Annotated in this window: 20 protein-coding genes; all 20 read left to right on the top strand. The window is 46.1% G+C overall.

Translation table 11 applies throughout. The annotated features are described in order from the left end of the window. The first annotated feature begins 5 nt into the window (after positions 1-5). The gene (codY, locus tag D3D03_RS06520) at positions 6-785 is read left to right on the top strand and encodes a GTP-sensing pleiotropic transcriptional regulator CodY (RefSeq protein ID WP_026832626.1); all 780 of its coding nucleotides are present in this window, start codon (positions 6-8) and stop codon (positions 783-785) included. Between the two features lie 248 nt (positions 786-1,033). Further along, positions 1,034-1,396 carry a flagellar basal body rod protein FlgB gene (gene flgB / locus D3D03_RS06515; protein WP_026832627.1) on the top strand — a complete coding sequence of 121 codons (363 nt, stop codon included), beginning with the start codon at positions 1,034-1,036 and terminating at the stop codon, positions 1,394-1,396. Between the two features lie 3 nt (positions 1,397-1,399). Beyond that, the gene (flgC, locus tag D3D03_RS06510) at positions 1,400-1,798 is read left to right on the top strand and encodes a flagellar basal body rod protein FlgC (RefSeq protein WP_026832628.1); all 399 of its coding nucleotides are present in this window, start codon (positions 1,400-1,402) and stop codon (positions 1,796-1,798) included. A 15-nt stretch (positions 1,799-1,813) separates the two neighbouring features. Beyond that, a complete protein-coding gene (fliE, locus tag D3D03_RS06505; RefSeq protein ID WP_026832629.1) occupies positions 1,814-2,101 on the top strand; it encodes a flagellar hook-basal body complex protein FliE in 288 nt (95 codons plus the stop codon). A gap of 28 nt (positions 2,102-2,129) precedes the next feature. Next, positions 2,130-3,698, top strand: coding sequence for a flagellar basal-body MS-ring/collar protein FliF (gene fliF, locus D3D03_RS06500; RefSeq protein WP_119923190.1), 1,569 nt, complete (start codon positions 2,130-2,132; stop codon positions 3,696-3,698). 4 nt (positions 3,699-3,702) lie between these two features. Further along, positions 3,703-4,710 carry a flagellar motor switch protein FliG gene (gene fliG, locus D3D03_RS06495; protein ID WP_026832631.1) on the top strand — a complete coding sequence of 336 codons (1,008 nt, stop codon included), beginning with the start codon at positions 3,703-3,705 and terminating at the stop codon, positions 4,708-4,710. Beyond that, positions 4,694-5,419 (top strand): FliH/SctL family protein, encoded by a 726-nt coding sequence (locus D3D03_RS06490; RefSeq protein WP_119923189.1) that lies wholly within the window; start codon positions 4,694-4,696, stop codon positions 5,417-5,419. The genes fliG and D3D03_RS06490 overlap by 17 nt, the downstream gene beginning before the upstream one ends. Continuing rightward, positions 5,412-6,725 (top strand): flagellar protein export ATPase FliI, encoded by a 1,314-nt coding sequence (gene fliI / locus D3D03_RS06485; protein ID WP_035387600.1) that lies wholly within the window; start codon positions 5,412-5,414, stop codon positions 6,723-6,725. Before D3D03_RS06490 ends, fliI begins: the two co-directional genes overlap by 8 nt. A gap of 13 nt (positions 6,726-6,738) precedes the next feature. Continuing rightward, positions 6,739-7,173: a flagellar export protein FliJ gene (locus D3D03_RS06480; RefSeq protein WP_026832634.1), complete on the top strand. Its 435-nt coding sequence runs from the start codon at positions 6,739-6,741 to the stop codon at positions 7,171-7,173. Next, on the top strand, positions 7,170-7,724 hold the full coding sequence (locus D3D03_RS06475; RefSeq protein ID WP_026832635.1) for a MotE family protein: 555 nt from the start codon (positions 7,170-7,172) through the stop codon (positions 7,722-7,724). Before D3D03_RS06480 ends, D3D03_RS06475 begins: the two co-directional genes overlap by 4 nt. 16 nt (positions 7,725-7,740) lie before the next feature. Further along, positions 7,741-8,901: a flagellar hook-length control protein FliK gene (locus tag D3D03_RS06470; protein ID WP_119923188.1), complete on the top strand. Its 1,161-nt coding sequence runs from the start codon at positions 7,741-7,743 to the stop codon at positions 8,899-8,901. Next, positions 8,894-9,364, top strand: a complete 471-nt coding sequence (locus tag D3D03_RS06465) for a flagellar hook capping FlgD N-terminal domain-containing protein (protein ID WP_119923187.1) — start codon at positions 8,894-8,896, stop codon at positions 9,362-9,364. Before D3D03_RS06470 ends, D3D03_RS06465 begins: the two co-directional genes overlap by 8 nt. Next, on the top strand, positions 9,364-10,260 hold the full coding sequence (gene flgG / locus D3D03_RS06460; RefSeq protein WP_119923186.1) for a flagellar basal body rod protein FlgG: 897 nt from the start codon (positions 9,364-9,366) through the stop codon (positions 10,258-10,260). The genes D3D03_RS06465 and flgG overlap by 1 nt, the downstream gene beginning before the upstream one ends. Further along, on the top strand, positions 10,257-10,493 hold the full coding sequence (locus D3D03_RS06455; protein ID WP_026832639.1) for a flagellar FlbD family protein: 237 nt from the start codon (positions 10,257-10,259) through the stop codon (positions 10,491-10,493). The genes flgG and D3D03_RS06455 overlap by 4 nt, the downstream gene beginning before the upstream one ends. Beyond that, a complete protein-coding gene (locus D3D03_RS06450; protein ID WP_119923185.1) occupies positions 10,468-10,917 on the top strand; it encodes a flagellar basal body-associated FliL family protein in 450 nt (149 codons plus the stop codon). Before D3D03_RS06455 ends, D3D03_RS06450 begins: the two co-directional genes overlap by 26 nt. Positions 10,918-10,926: 9 nt before the next feature. Further along, entirely contained in the window at positions 10,927-11,910 is a 984-nt protein-coding gene (fliM, locus tag D3D03_RS06445; protein WP_012370738.1) for a flagellar motor switch protein FliM, read from the top strand. Between the two features lies 1 nt (position 11,911). Beyond that, entirely contained in the window at positions 11,912-13,042 is a 1,131-nt protein-coding gene (fliY, locus tag D3D03_RS06440) for a flagellar motor switch phosphatase FliY (RefSeq protein ID WP_119923184.1), read from the top strand. 12 nt (positions 13,043-13,054) lie between these two features. Further along, positions 13,055-13,420, top strand: coding sequence for a response regulator (locus tag D3D03_RS06435; RefSeq protein WP_026832642.1), 366 nt, complete (start codon positions 13,055-13,057; stop codon positions 13,418-13,420). Positions 13,421-13,497: 77 nt separating this feature from the next. Beyond that, complete coding sequence (locus D3D03_RS06430; protein WP_233550663.1) at positions 13,498-13,911, top strand: flagellar biosynthetic protein FliO; 414 nt, start codon at positions 13,498-13,500, stop codon at positions 13,909-13,911. Continuing rightward, a complete protein-coding gene (gene fliP / locus D3D03_RS06425; RefSeq protein WP_026832644.1) occupies positions 13,908-14,576 on the top strand; it encodes a flagellar type III secretion system pore protein FliP in 669 nt (222 codons plus the stop codon). Before D3D03_RS06430 ends, fliP begins: the two co-directional genes overlap by 4 nt. Position 14,577: the final 1 nt, after the last annotated feature.

Here is a 14,577-nt window from a genome sequence, read left to right as displayed (position 1 = left end):
AAATCATGAATTTACTGGCAAAAACACGAAAGCTCAACACGATGTTACAACAAGAAGCAAGCACACACGTAGACTTTAAGGTCATGGCAGACCGCCTAAGCGAAGTCATGGAGTCGAATACATTCATTGTCAGCCGTCGTGGAAAGTTGCTTGGCATTGCGATCAAGCAACAGATTGAAAACGCACGGATTCGTGGTTTCCTCGAAGAACGCCAGTTCCCGGAAGATTACACGAAAAAATTATTTAACGTAACAGAAACGACGGCAAACATTGCCATCGACAGCGAGCACACGGCTTTTCCGATTGATAACCGGGAGATGTTTGAGACATCAAAAACAACGATCGTTCCAATCATCGGCGGTGGAGAACGCCTTGGAACACTTGTTCTTGGTCGAATGATCGAAGATTTCAACGAAGAGGATCTTGTTTTGGCAGAGTACGGAGCAACCGTCGTTGGAATGGAGATCTTGCGTGAAAAGGCACATGAAGCAGAAGACAAGGCACGAAAGAAAGCAGTCGTCCAAATGGCAATCAATTCACTCTCCTATTCGGAGCTTGAAGCCATCGAACACATCTTTGAAGAATTAGATGGAAACGAAGGATTACTCGTTGCTTCAAAAATTGCGGATCGTGTCGGCATTACACGTTCAGTCATCGTCAATGCACTTCGTAAACTCGAGAGTGCCGGTGTCATTGAATCCCGTTCGCTTGGGATGAAGGGCACATACATCAAAATCTTGAACGATAATTTCCTCTATGAATTAGAACGTATTAAATCGAACTAAAAAGGAAATGTAAGAATTATGAAGAAGACCTAGTGATTCACTAGGTCTTCTTTTTTTTATAGGTATTATTTATCATTTTTATAAGAAAAGGGTTTAAAAAGTGTAAATTTAACATCTCATTCCCCTTTTGTTCAAAAAACTTCTTTTCAAACATTGACCTATTTGTTTCAATTATTTCAGATATGTTACTAACCGCTTACGTTATAATACTGAGATTTTTAAAAATAGATATGAGTGGAGGTTGAATGATGAACTGGCTTGGTTCAGATTATGCAACGATGACACAGGCCGTCAATCGGACGGTGTCAGCGCAAAAAGTAATTTCAACAAATATTGCGAATGTCGACACCCCGGGTTACAAAGCAAAACGTCTTGTGTTTGGGGATGTCTTGAATTCGGAAATGAAAATGAGTTTGAAACGCCATGCCACGATCGGTTCTTCCGGGAGTATCGTTGAACAATCGTCTGCGATGCGTAACGACGGTAACGGTGTCGATATTGATCTCGAAATGTCTGAATTATCACGCAACCAGATTGAGTATGAAGCACTGGTCGAACAGTTGAACCGGAAATTCTCTGGCATTCAATCTGTCATTCGGGGAGGACGTTAAACAATGAGTATGTTCTCAGGATTTCATACATCTGCGACGGGGCTGACAGCACAACGGCTGCGACTGGATACCGTTTCGGCGAATATCGCCAATGCTCAGACGACACGTGGGGAATTGGTCAACGGCGAATGGCAGCCTTACGCCCGAAAATTAGCGGTCTTAAAAGAAACCGGCAACGGTGTGACCGTGAGTGAGATTCGAAAGGATCAAGAGCCGTTTAAATTAGAATACAATCCGAACCATCCAGATGCGGATGATTTAGGGTACGTCAAAATGCCGAATGTTGATTTATTAAAGGAAATGGTCGATATGATGGGGGCGACACGCTCATATGAAGCGAACGTCACCGCATTGAATGCAACAAAAGCAATGTTAGTCAAAGCAATGGAAATCGGTAAGTAATAAGGAGATGACAAGATGGCGATTCAACCGATTCAAAATATGCAGATGGTCCTACCGTCTCAGTCTGTAGCAAAAACGACACCAAGTGATTTCAGTGAAGTATTGAGTCAAGCCATGAATGGCTTAAATGAAGCCCAACAAGCTTCATCCCAGGCACGGGTCGATCTTGCGACCGGAAAGACAACCGACTTACATAACATCATGATCAAAACAGAAGAAGCATCGCTTTCTATGCAGCTCGCTATCGAAGTCCGTAATAAAGGCATCGAAGCATACCAAGAAATGATGCGTATGCAACTGTGATTGTTGAGGAAAGCGTGGGAGATGTTTGATGAATGAAGGATTAAAAACGCGCTTTGGCGCATTAAAAACGACGTGGCAAGAATGGTCACTAGCGAAAAAAGCAACAATCATCGGATTGGTTCTAGTTGTAATAGCAGCCATCATCGTCGCATCGATCTGGTTGACGAAACCAACAATGACGCCATTATATTCGAAACTTTCTCCAGAAGAAGCAGGTCAAGTGACGGAGAAACTAAATGAAGACGGCGTCAAATCAGAAGTTGTCAGCGGAACGGACGGTGTGACGATTCTTGTTCCGGAAGAAAGTGCTGAAAACCTAAAAGTTGAACTCGCAACAGCGGGTATTCCAAAGTCCGGTCAAATCGATTATTCCTTCTTTAGTGAAAACGCTGGTTTCGGAACGACGGACAAAGAAATGAATATTTTAGAGCGAGACACGATGCAGACCGAACTTGAAAACTTGATTACACAAGTGAACGGGATTGATGCAGCAAAAGTCATGATCACCTTACCTGAGAAAAGTGTCTTTTTATCCGATCAAGAAGAAACCTCAACGGTTTCGGTCGTGTTGACGTCTAGTGCCGGGAGTGACTTGAATCAACAGACCGTCCAAGGTCTATACCATTTGATCGCAAAAAGTATTCCAAACTTAAAAGAGGAAAACATTACGATCATGGATCAATACTTTACGTACTATGAACCTGGTAAAGGATCACAGACTGCTGGCGGTACAGATCCGATGCAATTAAAAAAGACGACGGAAAACGATTTACGAAAACAAATCCAACAGATGTTGTCGGTTGTCCTCGGACCACAAAAGGCATTGGTTTCCGTGACAGCGGATGTAGATGTCACCCAACGCCAAGAAGAACAAAAATTAGTCGAACCGGTTGATCCGGATAAAATCGAAGGAATCGTTACGTCTGCTGAAAAAGTAGCGGAAGCCTACACCGGAGCAGCCAACGAAGGAACAGCCGGAACCGGTGAGAACGAAACGATCAACTTCCCGGAAGGTACCGGCACGACAGGTGATACCAGTGAGAAAACACACGATATCATCAACTATGAAGTGAATCGGATTACGAAACAAATCACGGGTGCGCCTTATGAAATCCGCGATTTGGGGATTCAAGTCATCGTCGAGCCACCAAAAGGTCAAAATCAAATCGATCCACAACTGCAAACCGATCTTCAGACGATGATGTATTCCATCATTCGCACATCTTTAACAAAAGAAGATGCCAAAACGACGTTAACGGATGCAGAACTTGCAAATAAAGTCGTCGTCATGTCTCGTCCATTTGCTGAGACACCAAAAGAAACGGTGACGACGGAAACGACACCGATGTGGGTCTGGTTCGCATTAGGTGCTGCCGCATTGGTGGTAGTAGGTGCAATTTTCCTCTTGATGCGCAGAAAACGAACAGCTGAACTCGAAGAACTGGAAGAGTGGACGCCGATTGAAACGGATATTCCTGAGCTGTCAACGGAAGATACAAGTGACGGTGCAGTCAAACGGAAACAGCTTGAGAAACTTGCCTCATCTAATCCAGATGAATTTGCGAAGTTATTACGCACATGGTTAGCGGAGGATTGATGACATGAAAAAATTAGAGATGAATAGTCGCGAAAAAGCTGCGATTTTAATGATTTCGCTTGGACCGGAAGTGGCAGCAAGTGTCTACAAACATCTGTCGGAAGAAGAAATGGAATGGCTGACCTTACAAATTTCCAGTATGAAACGGATTGATCCGGAAGAAAAACTGGAAGTGCTGGAAGAATTTCATGATTTGGCAATGGCACAAAACTACATTACACAAGGTGGTATTGGATTTGCGAAATCGGTTCTTGAAAAAGCGCTCGGTGAAGAGAAAGCGATGGAGCTCATCTATCGCTTGACGTCGACTTTACAGGTCAGACCGTTTGAATTCGCAAGAAAGGCTGATCCAAAGCAATTACTGAATTTCATTCAAAATGAACATCCGCAAACAATTGCCTTGGTATTAGCGCATTTGGACCCGGCAAAATCGGGACAAATTCTATCCGAACTTCCGGCAGAAGCGCAATCGGATGTGGCACGACGGATTGCGACGATGGATCGGATGAATCCGGAAATCATCAGTGAGGTCGAACAAATTCTGGAGCGGAACCTGTCACAAGCCGGCATGCAAGATTATGCCCAGTCGGGTGGTATTGAAGCCGTTGTCCAAGTCTTGAACGGTGTCGACCGAACAACGGAACGGACTATTTTGGATACGCTTGAAATCCAAGATCCGGAATTAGCAGAAGAAATTAAAAAACGGATGTTTGTCTTTGAAGACATCGTCACACTTGATGCCCGTGCCATTCAACGCATCATCCGCGAAGTATCGAATGAAGACTTGTTGCTTTCGCTTAAAGTGTCTTCAGATGACGTTAAAGAAATGGTGTACCGAAACATGTCACAACGGATGGTCGAATCATTTAAAGAAGACATGGAATTCATGGGACCCGTTCGGTTGCGTGATGTTGAAGAAGCACAAAGTCGGATTGTCGGCATCATTCGTCGCTTAGAAGATATGGGTGAGATCGTGGTAGCACGTGGTGGAGGAGATGATATCGTTGTCTAACGTCATTAAACGGAAAATTGTTTTTGAACGGGATCAGAAAACGATTTTTCACCAGACAAGCTCACCGCAGGCAGTTGATCCGGAACCCATCGTTTCCTATGAAGAGATGATGAATGAAGGACAGGAACGACTGCAACAACAACAAGCGGTATTAGAACAACAAGAACAGGCGCAGCGGGCTGCACTGGAACAAGAACGAATCGCTGTGCTAGAAGAAGCACGACAACAAGGATATGCGGATGGTTTTGAATCCGGCCAACAAGCTGGACAAAATGTGTATCAACAACGGATTGAAGAGACGAATCAATTTACGCACCGCCTTGAACAAATGTTTGCTGACCGAATTGTCATGATGGAAGACGAACTCTGTGCGCTTTCGCTGCAACTGACACATCAGTTTTTGGAACGGCTACATGATACGGACGAAGAAGCACTCTATCAGACCATTCATAAGTTGATTCTGCAATTCCGCGATCGTGAAAAACTGATTGTCTACACATCCGCCGAAGATTTTGAACGGGTCGTCTTACTAGAGGAGCGACTGCATACGATTTTAGGCGGAACGGCGACCATCAGCCTGCGGATTGATCCGGAACTGGCAGCGCGGGACTTCCGGATTGACTCGGAGAACGGAGCGATTACAGGTGGATTGTCTACCGGTTATGATCTATTGCTAGCGCAGTTATCTGAGGTGTTGCAGGATGTATAAACTCAAACAATTACAAGCCGCGATTCGGGATGTCCGTCCGGAAGACTTGGTCCAACATTCGGGTAAAGTCGTGCAAGTCATCGGATTGATGATTGAATCGCGTGGACCAACAGCGGTCGCAATCGGAGAACGGTGTTTGATCCGGATTCATCGCGGAGAGGAAATCGAAGCGGAAGTGGTGGGATTCAGAGAAGGACATGTCTTGTTGATGCCGTACGGTGAGACGACAGCCATTGCCCCGGGTTCAATCGTTATTGCCACCGGGAAACCACTCCATGTTCCGGTCGGAGAAGAATTGATCGGCAAAGTCCTCGACGGATTAGGACGTTCCTTGGACGGAGAGTCACTGAAACATTTACGAACGACGTCAATCGTCCGTAAACCACCGAGTCCATTGGATCGTCCGCGAATCGATCAAGTGTTATCGACCGGAATTCGTGCCATTGATGGATTATTGACGGTCGGTCAGGGGCAACGGGTTGGACTGTTCGCCGGTTCCGGGGTCGGGAAATCGACCTTGCTTGGGATGATTGCCAAACGTTCGACAGCCGACATCAACGTCATTGCACTGATTGGTGAGCGGGGGCGAGAAGTGAAGGAATTCATCGAGGCGGAACTGGGTGAAGAAGGCATGAGTCGGTCGATCATCGTCGTAGCGACCAGTGATCAACCGCCACTCGTCCGACTGAAGGGCGCCTATACGGCAACGGCGATTGCGGAGTATTTCCGAGATCAAGGCAAAAATGTCGTGCTGATGATGGACTCCGTCACCCGGTTTGCCATGGCGCAACGGGAGATTGGTCTTGCAACGGGAGAACCACCGGCATCAAAAGGATATACGCCGAGTGTATTTGCCTTGTTGCCTCAATTGCTCGAACGCAGCGGGAAAACGACAGAAGGTTCGATTACCGCCTTTTACACGGTTTTAGTGGACGGGGATGACATGAATGAGCCGATTGCCGATGCAGTTCGCGGAATTCTCGACGGTCACTTCGTGTTGGATCGAAATTTGGCCAATAAAGGGCAGTATCCGGCGATTCATGTGTTGCGCTCGATCAGCCGGGTCATGAATCAAATTACATCCGCTGAACATAAGGACAGTGCCATTACATTTCGTCAATTGCTTTCCACCTATCTCGATGCAGAAGATTTAATCAATATCGGTGCCTACAAAAGCGGTACGAACAAGGAGATTGACCGTGCGGTCGAAAAGTATCCCGAGTTGATAGGGTTTTTAAAACAACGTGTGGAAGAAAAATCTCATTTTGAAGAAGGAATGAATCGTTTGATCACGACAATCCGTTAAAGGAGGTGCAAGTATGAAGACGATATATGAACGCATCATCCCTTTAGCGGAAGCGGAAAAGGATCGTGTTTCAAAACATACTGCTGAAAAAAAGAAACAATATGAAGTGGAAGTTGAAAAATTGTATCACCTTCTGGTTCGTTATGAAGCGTTTTTAAAAGCTCAAAACGAGACGGGTGCCGTTGAATTGTTAGCCTCCCAGTACCGGGAGCGTGCACGCGATGTCGTTAAACAACAAATTGAGCGGCAACAATTGTACGTGACACAAGCTAAAAACCAATATGAGCGGGCTCAAATCGATTTAAAAGAAGCATTAATCGAAGAAAAGAAGTTTACCCGACTGCAATCCAATCAATTAGAAGAAAATCGGCGGTCACTTGCACTGGTCGAGCAAAATCAGATGGATGAATTGGCCTTATTACAGTTTGGAAGAAGGCGAACGACATGAGTGATCAAAAATCATCAAAACAATGGATTCTGCCGTTATTGATCATTCCGTTATTATTGCTCTTATTTACAGCTTATCTGGTCTTAAATTATGCAAACGGTCGTCCGATTTTTTCAATGCCTTTTTCTTCTGAGGAAACGACCACACAATCGTCAACGTCCAGTCAACAAGCCGATCTTGAAAAACGTTTGAAGTTGGCGAACGCAGAAATTAAGAAATTACGTGTTCAAGCTACAGAACAAGCGGACGTCCTTCAAGCCAAAGAACAGGAAGTCGTCCGGTTAATTGCCGAGCGGGATCGGTTGAAAAAAACACCTGTTACACCCGCTGCAACAAGCGAAGACACGGACAAGAAAAAAAAGACGGCAAATGTGACGGATGTTTACGCAGAAATGCCTCCAAAAGAAGCAGCTAACATTTTAAATGAATTGAGCCCAACAGAAGTTGTGCCAATCATCCAAGACATTGACGCTGAACAACAAGCCGCGATCATGGCAAAGATGGACCCTAAAAAAGCAGCCGCGTTGACGCAATTGTTGGCAGTCGAATGAGAGGTGAATCGAAACGATGAATTTGATGGATCTGCAACAGGTACAGACAGCGAAACCGATTACGAAGCTGAACGGAAAGGATATTCCGGCGACGGGCGTCGGAAACTTTGCATCGTTACTGCAGTATTTTGCGCAGACGGCGACAGCGGGATCAGAAAACGTGTCACAGGAACAAAACACAACACCAGTGGAATCCATGAACGAAGCAGAGGTGGAACAGTTTGTGCTCCAGTTGGCGAAGCAGCCCGAACAGGTCTTGCAATTACTGGACCAACCTGCCCTTGAAGAATTGAAACAAGATCCGAAAAAGGCGATGGAATTGATTCAGTTTATTAAAACGATGCAAGAGGGGCAAGGCGAGCAAGCACTGGATCTGTTGCAACAGGTATCACCTCCGGTCCAACAAGCGATTGTAGTAGCCGTGTCGTCGATTGTCAGCGGAATAAAAGAGAACGCCTCACCTAAAGAGGCGATCGGAAATCCGGTAATCCGAGCGAATGTGGATCCAAAAGCAGTACTTCTTTTCAACACACTCCCGGCGGTGAATCCGGCAGTAATCGCTAAAACCGGAGAAAAGTCAGCCGATTCACCGATTCTGAATCGTCCCGTTTCGGCGGAGTTGATGGGCAATACAGTCAAGACTTGGATTGAGGGGAAAAAAGGACTTGAACCAATGAAAGTAGTGGCTGATCCGGAAGGGAAAGAACAACCCGTCGCGTTAACCGGATTAAAAATCGACCGGATGACGTTAGCGACATCGACACTCACACGTAATCTGGTTCCGAACTCGAGTGTCGATGAACAATTGGCCAACCGAATCGAAGCCGCCTTAAAGCAAGCCCCTTTCTTAAAAGGCGCTGATGGCTCGACCCGGATGTCGATTCGTTTGTATCCCGAACAGTTGGGTGAAGTCGTCGTCCAGCTGGATCGTAAAGAAGGGATGTTGACGGTCAAGCTATTTGCAGCAACGGAACAGGCCAAGCAACTGATGGATCAACAGCTTGGAAAACTGCATACTTCTTTGCAAGCACAAGCGCCACTCGTCAAAGTGGAAACGGGACTGCTTGCTTCGACCGTAAAGGAATTTGAACAAGGATTACCGCAGGAACGCCGAGAACGGCAACAAGAAGAGTCTGTGCCTTACGAGGAAGAACCAGAGGAGGATGAAGATGACTGATTTAATCAAAAATGAGGCATCGTCTTACCAGTTACCGGAGAAAACAAAAGTACCATCCAGTAATTCGATGGACAAAGACATGTTCATGAAAATCCTGATTGCCCAGTTATCGAATCAGGATCCGACCGCTCCGATGGAAGATAAAGAGTTCATCTCCCAAATGGCGCAATTTTCTTCACTCGAACAGATGCAATCGATTGGCAAAGGGATTGAAACGATGATGCTGAATCAACATGCGGGTGCCTTGATGACGTACAGTAACCTGATCGGGAAATCCGTCAGTTATGAAAGTGAGACCGTCATAAAAGATGCTTCTGGAGTGGACACGAAGTCGACCGTTAAAGAAACAGCTAGCGTTTTGAGTGTCAAACGCGACGGAGTAGACATCATCGCCGAGTTATCGAATGGAAAAAGCGTCAGTGTCTACGACCTGACTGAGATTAAAACAAAGGAGGAAAAATAATGTTACGTTCAATGTATTCAGGAATCAGTGGGTTAAAGAACTTCCAAACGAAGTTAGACGTCGTCGGGAATAACATCGCCAACGTCAACACGTTTGGATATAAAAAAGGCCGTGTCACGTTTAAAGATCTTGTCAACCAATCTGTCGGTTCTGCATCAGGTAACGGTGGCGGTGTCGGTGGTACGAACCCGAAACAGGTCGGACTCGGGGCATCGATGTCAACAGTCGACAATGTTTATAATCAAGGGGCGCTACAAAACACAGGGCGGACGCTTGATGTCGGGATTTCGGGAGAAGGATTCTATCAAGTCTTGACGGCAGATGGTGTTCGTTATTCGCGCTCAGGTAACTTCTATACAGATCTTCAAGGGAATATCGTAACAGGAGACGGGAATTACCTCGTGGGGCTCTCGGATCCACCACCGGCTAATCCAGGGCAACCACCTGCCGACCAAGCGAATTTACCTGCAAACCAATACAATGCACAAGGTCAAATTACAACAAAAGTAAACAATGGTTATATGAAATTACAAATTCCGACGGGCGCACAGAATCTTGCAATCGGAAAGGATGGATTGGTCACATTTGTTGACGGGACAGGAAATCTACAGCGTGTCGGTTATGTATCGATGGCGAATTTTGCCAATCCAGGCGGACTTGAAAAATCAGGTGTAAACTTGTTTGCGGCTTCGCAAAACTCAGGTGTTGCAGCAACGGGGACACCAAGCACAAATGGTTTGGGACAATTGACATCCGGGACACTCGAAATGTCGAACGTCGACTTATCGGAAGAATTCACGGAAATGATCATTGCCCAACGTGGATTCCAGGCGAACACGCGAATCATCACGACGTCTGATCAAATTTTAGAAGAACTCGTCAATCTCAAACGATGATTACGCTGACGACATTACGTGAAGCACCGCTTGTCTTAAATGCAATCTTGATTGAAGCGGTCCGGTCAACACCCGATACAACGATTCAACTGGTCGGGGGACAGACTTATGTCGTAAAGGAATCGTTAGAAGAGGTAAAAGCAGCGACAATCGACTTTTACCGACAAGTCGGTTTAACGGGCTTGAACAGTGCTAGGAGGCTCGAAGATGGCAGAAGAAAAGAAGAAGAGTAAATTAAAATTACCACTCATCATGATCATCGTCGCAATCATGATGGTCGGTGCCGGGTATATGCTTTCGAAATATCTGTTAACGAGTGATCCGACGGAAGCGAAAGTAGAACAACCGACCGGTGCCGAACTTGAGGAACGAAGTTTTCAAACCGATGACTTGACGACGAATATCGCAGACGAGCGGTTTTTAAATGTTCAGTTCACGATTGTCACGGATGATGCGGCGACGCGGGAAGAGTTAGAGTTACGAAAATTCCAAATCAACAACATCATCTTAGGTGACTTGGCTTCGATGAAAAAGCAAGATTTGGATTCAAAACAAGACATGGCGAAGCTGGAAGAAAAATTACGGGGGCAATTTAAAAAGCTTCTGCAAGAAGGCGATGTTCAACGTGTCTACACGACGAAAAAAATCATCCAGTGAGGTGGGCGCATGAGCGAAGTATTATCACAACATGAAATTGACGCCCTGCTATCAGCCATTTCAAGCGGAGATATGGAAGTCGAGGAAATACGCAGTCAAGAAGAGGAACGACGGGTAAAAGTGTATGACTTTAAACGGGCGTTACGATTCTCAAAAGATCAAATGCGTAACCTGACACGAATCCACGAGCAATTCGCTCGGGTTCTGACGACACATTTCTCAGCACAACTTCGGACGTACGTCCAGTTTACAGTCAATACAGTGGAACAACTGCCGTATGACGAATTCATCCATTCGATTCCGAACATGACGTTGATCAATCTCGTCAACCTCCATCCACTGGATGGACGGGTCATCTTTGAAGTCAATCCGAACATCGCCTATGCGATGCTTGACCGTCTGCTTGGCGGTCCGGGTGAAGGGATGAACAAAATCGAGAATTTGACCGAAATCGAGACACGGATTTTAACACAACTGTTTAAGCGGGCCTTTGTCCAGTACGGTGCAGCATGGGAATCGATTGCGGAGATCGAAGCGGAATATGACGATTTAGAGATTAATCCGCAGTTTCTCCAACTCGTTTCGCCGAATGAGACGGTCATTCTTGTCTCGATTTATGTAACGGTCGGTGAGGTCAGCGGGACGCTGAACGTCTGTCTGCCGTTCGTGACACTCGAACCGATCATTCCAAAACTATCCAGCCACTTTTGGATGCAACAAGAAAAACGAAAGTCAGCCGATAATCAAGAGTCGGAACATATGCAAACACAGTTGATGGGATCAATCGTCGATTTGAAAGCAGTGCTCGGCCAGACGGAACTTTCGTTTGGAGAATTGTTACACCTCGAGGTAGGCGACTGCCTGTCCCTGCAGACACGTACATCCGATCCGGTTGAATTGTTCGTCGATGATCGGAAAATGTTCAAAGCGCGACCTGGTCTGAATGGGAAGCATCTCGCTTTACAAGTCTTACAACGAATTGAGGAGGAATAACATGAGCGATATGCTTTCGCAAGATGAAATCGATGCGTTATTACGCGGGACCCCATCAGCTGACGAACCAACTGACACAGGTTCGACAGATGAATTAAGTCAATTGGACGACATGGAAATTGATGCACTCGGCGAAGTCGGGAATATCTCGCTTGGTAATTCGGCGACCGCCTTATCCGCCTTATTGAATCAAAAAGTTGAAATCACAACACCGCACGTCCGAATGATTACGATGGAAGAGTTGCGGAGTCGGTATCCGATTCCACACGTCGCCCTTCGTGTCGGCTATACGGAAGGCTTTAAAGGCGAAAATGTCTTGATTTTAACGCAACGGGATGCTTCCGTCATTGCGAATTTGATGATGGGGGGAGACGGTGTCGTCGACGAAAGTTTGGAGATGGAGCCGATTGCGTTATCAGCGGTTCAGGAAGCGATGAACCAAATGATGGGTGCGGCAGCGACTTCGATGTCGACCGTCTTCTCGATGCGGATCGATATTTCACCACCTGCGGTTGAGATCTTTGACTTCTCGCAAGAAAAAAGTATCGTTGACAGCTTCTCGTTATGGGAGAGCATGGTCATCATTGAGTTTGATTTAAAAATCGGGACACTGATTGACTCCAAAATCGTACAGTTGGCACCTCTTGAATTTTCCAAACAATTGATTCAGAAATTATTCAGTGCCAGTACGACAACAACCGAGCCGGCTCCAGCGGCTCCAGTCAGTAGACCTGAGCCGGTCCAAGAACAGCCGGCAGCGTCTCAGGTGCAACCGGAACCACGGTATGAAGCGCCACCGGAACCGAAAAAAGAGCCAGTCGGTGTCAGTCCCGTTCAATTCGGTCAGTTTTCCGATGTGCAACAAGAAGGTCCACCGGGAAATATCGGGATGCTGTACGATGTCCCGTTGAATGTCACCGTTGAGCTTGGACGGACACGTCGCTCGGTCCGGGATATTTTGGAACTGACGCAGGGTTCAATCATTGAACTCGATAAATTAGCAGGTGAACCGGTCGACGTATTCGTAAACAATACATTGATTGCAACAGGTGAAGTCGTCGTCATCGAAGAAAACTTCGGTGTACGGATTACAGAGATCGTTAATACAAAAGAACGTCTGCGGATGTTCTAAGGAGGAAATAGGATGAGTGCAAAAGTTTTGATCGTAGATGACGCAGCTTTCATGCGAATGATGATTAAGGAAATTTTATCGAAAAATGGATACGACGTCGTTGGGGAAGCGGAAAACGGTCGTGAGGCTGTTTCGAAATACAAAGAGTTGTCTCCGGATCTCGTTACACTGGATATCACAATGCCTGAAATGGACGGGATTTCTGCCTTGAAAGAAATTAAAGCCTTTAACCCGGCTGCGAAAGTCATTATGTGTTCTGCGATGGGACAACAATCGATGGTAATTGACGCGATTCAAGCAGGGGCAAAAGATTTCATCGTCAAACCGTTCCAAGCGGATCGGGTACTCGAAGCTGTTTCGAAAACTGTTTCGTCATGAGAAGATTGGCCTGTTTGACCTGTCTTCTCCTGTTATTGCTGACTAACCATGCGGGTGCAGAAACAGTAGAAGAGAATTTGAATCCATCTAAGAATAATGAACCTACAACACAACAGGTCGACGGGTCATCGACGGTGGTCACGGTCGTAAAAGTCGTCGTGGCCCTCGTAGTCTTAATTGGCGGGTTTTTACTTGCCGTCCGTTTCATCAATGAACGGACAAAGGGAGTCCGTCATTCGAGCCGTCTTTCGCATCTCGGAGGTGTACCGCTCGGTAAAGATCGATCCGTTCAACTTGTAAAGGTTCACGGGAAGATCTATGTGGTCGGTGTCGGACAGAATGTGGAATTGCTCGATACGATTGAAGACGATGAGGAGTGGACATCGTCTGCAGATCTTCCGGATAGCCCACACCCGTCGTCTGCGTCTCCCTTTCTGGAATCGTTTAAGCAACAGCTGGAGCAGTTCCAGAAGAATCGAGGGCAGTCATGACGACGATTGAAAATCTGATTTCGCTTGATACACCGTCGGATACAGCGACGTCCATCAAACTGTTAGTCTTACTTACATTGTTATCGCTTGCTCCCTCTTTGTTGATTTTGATGACGTGTTTCACCCGTGTCATCGTTGTCTTGTCCTTTGTCCGTTCGGCACTCGGGACGCAACAGACACCTCCCAACCAACTGCTGGTTGGACTGGCCTTGTTCATCACGCTGTTCGTCATGGCACCCGTTTTGACGGAATTGAACACGACGGCACTACAACCGTATATGGATGACAAAATCAGTCAGGACGAAGCCTTTGAACAGGCCGGCGGGACAATGAAACGTTTTATGTCGCAATATACACGAACCAATGATTTGGAATTATTTTTGAAATACGGCAATTATGAGAAACCGGAAAAGGTCGAGGATATCCCGCTCGTCGCGTTGGTACCAGCCTATGCGATCAGTGAATTGAAGACGGCTTTCCAAATCGGCTTTATGATCTTCATTCCGTTTTTAGTCATCGACATGGTCGTTTCGAGCGTCTTGATGTCGATGGGGATGATGATGTTACCGCCTGTCATGATTGCTTTACCGTTTAAATTATTACTGTTCATTTTAGTAGATGGTTGGCATTTGATTGTCGAGTCTCTGCTGGTCAGCATGCGATAGG

This window comes from Exiguobacterium sp. RIT452, assembly GCF_003598705.1.
Lineage (GTDB): Bacteria > Bacillota > Bacilli > Exiguobacteriales > Exiguobacteriaceae > Exiguobacterium_A > Exiguobacterium_A undae.
The sequence above is the reverse complement of the archived record's forward strand: the minus strand, read 5'-3'. Positions and strand labels throughout refer to the sequence as shown.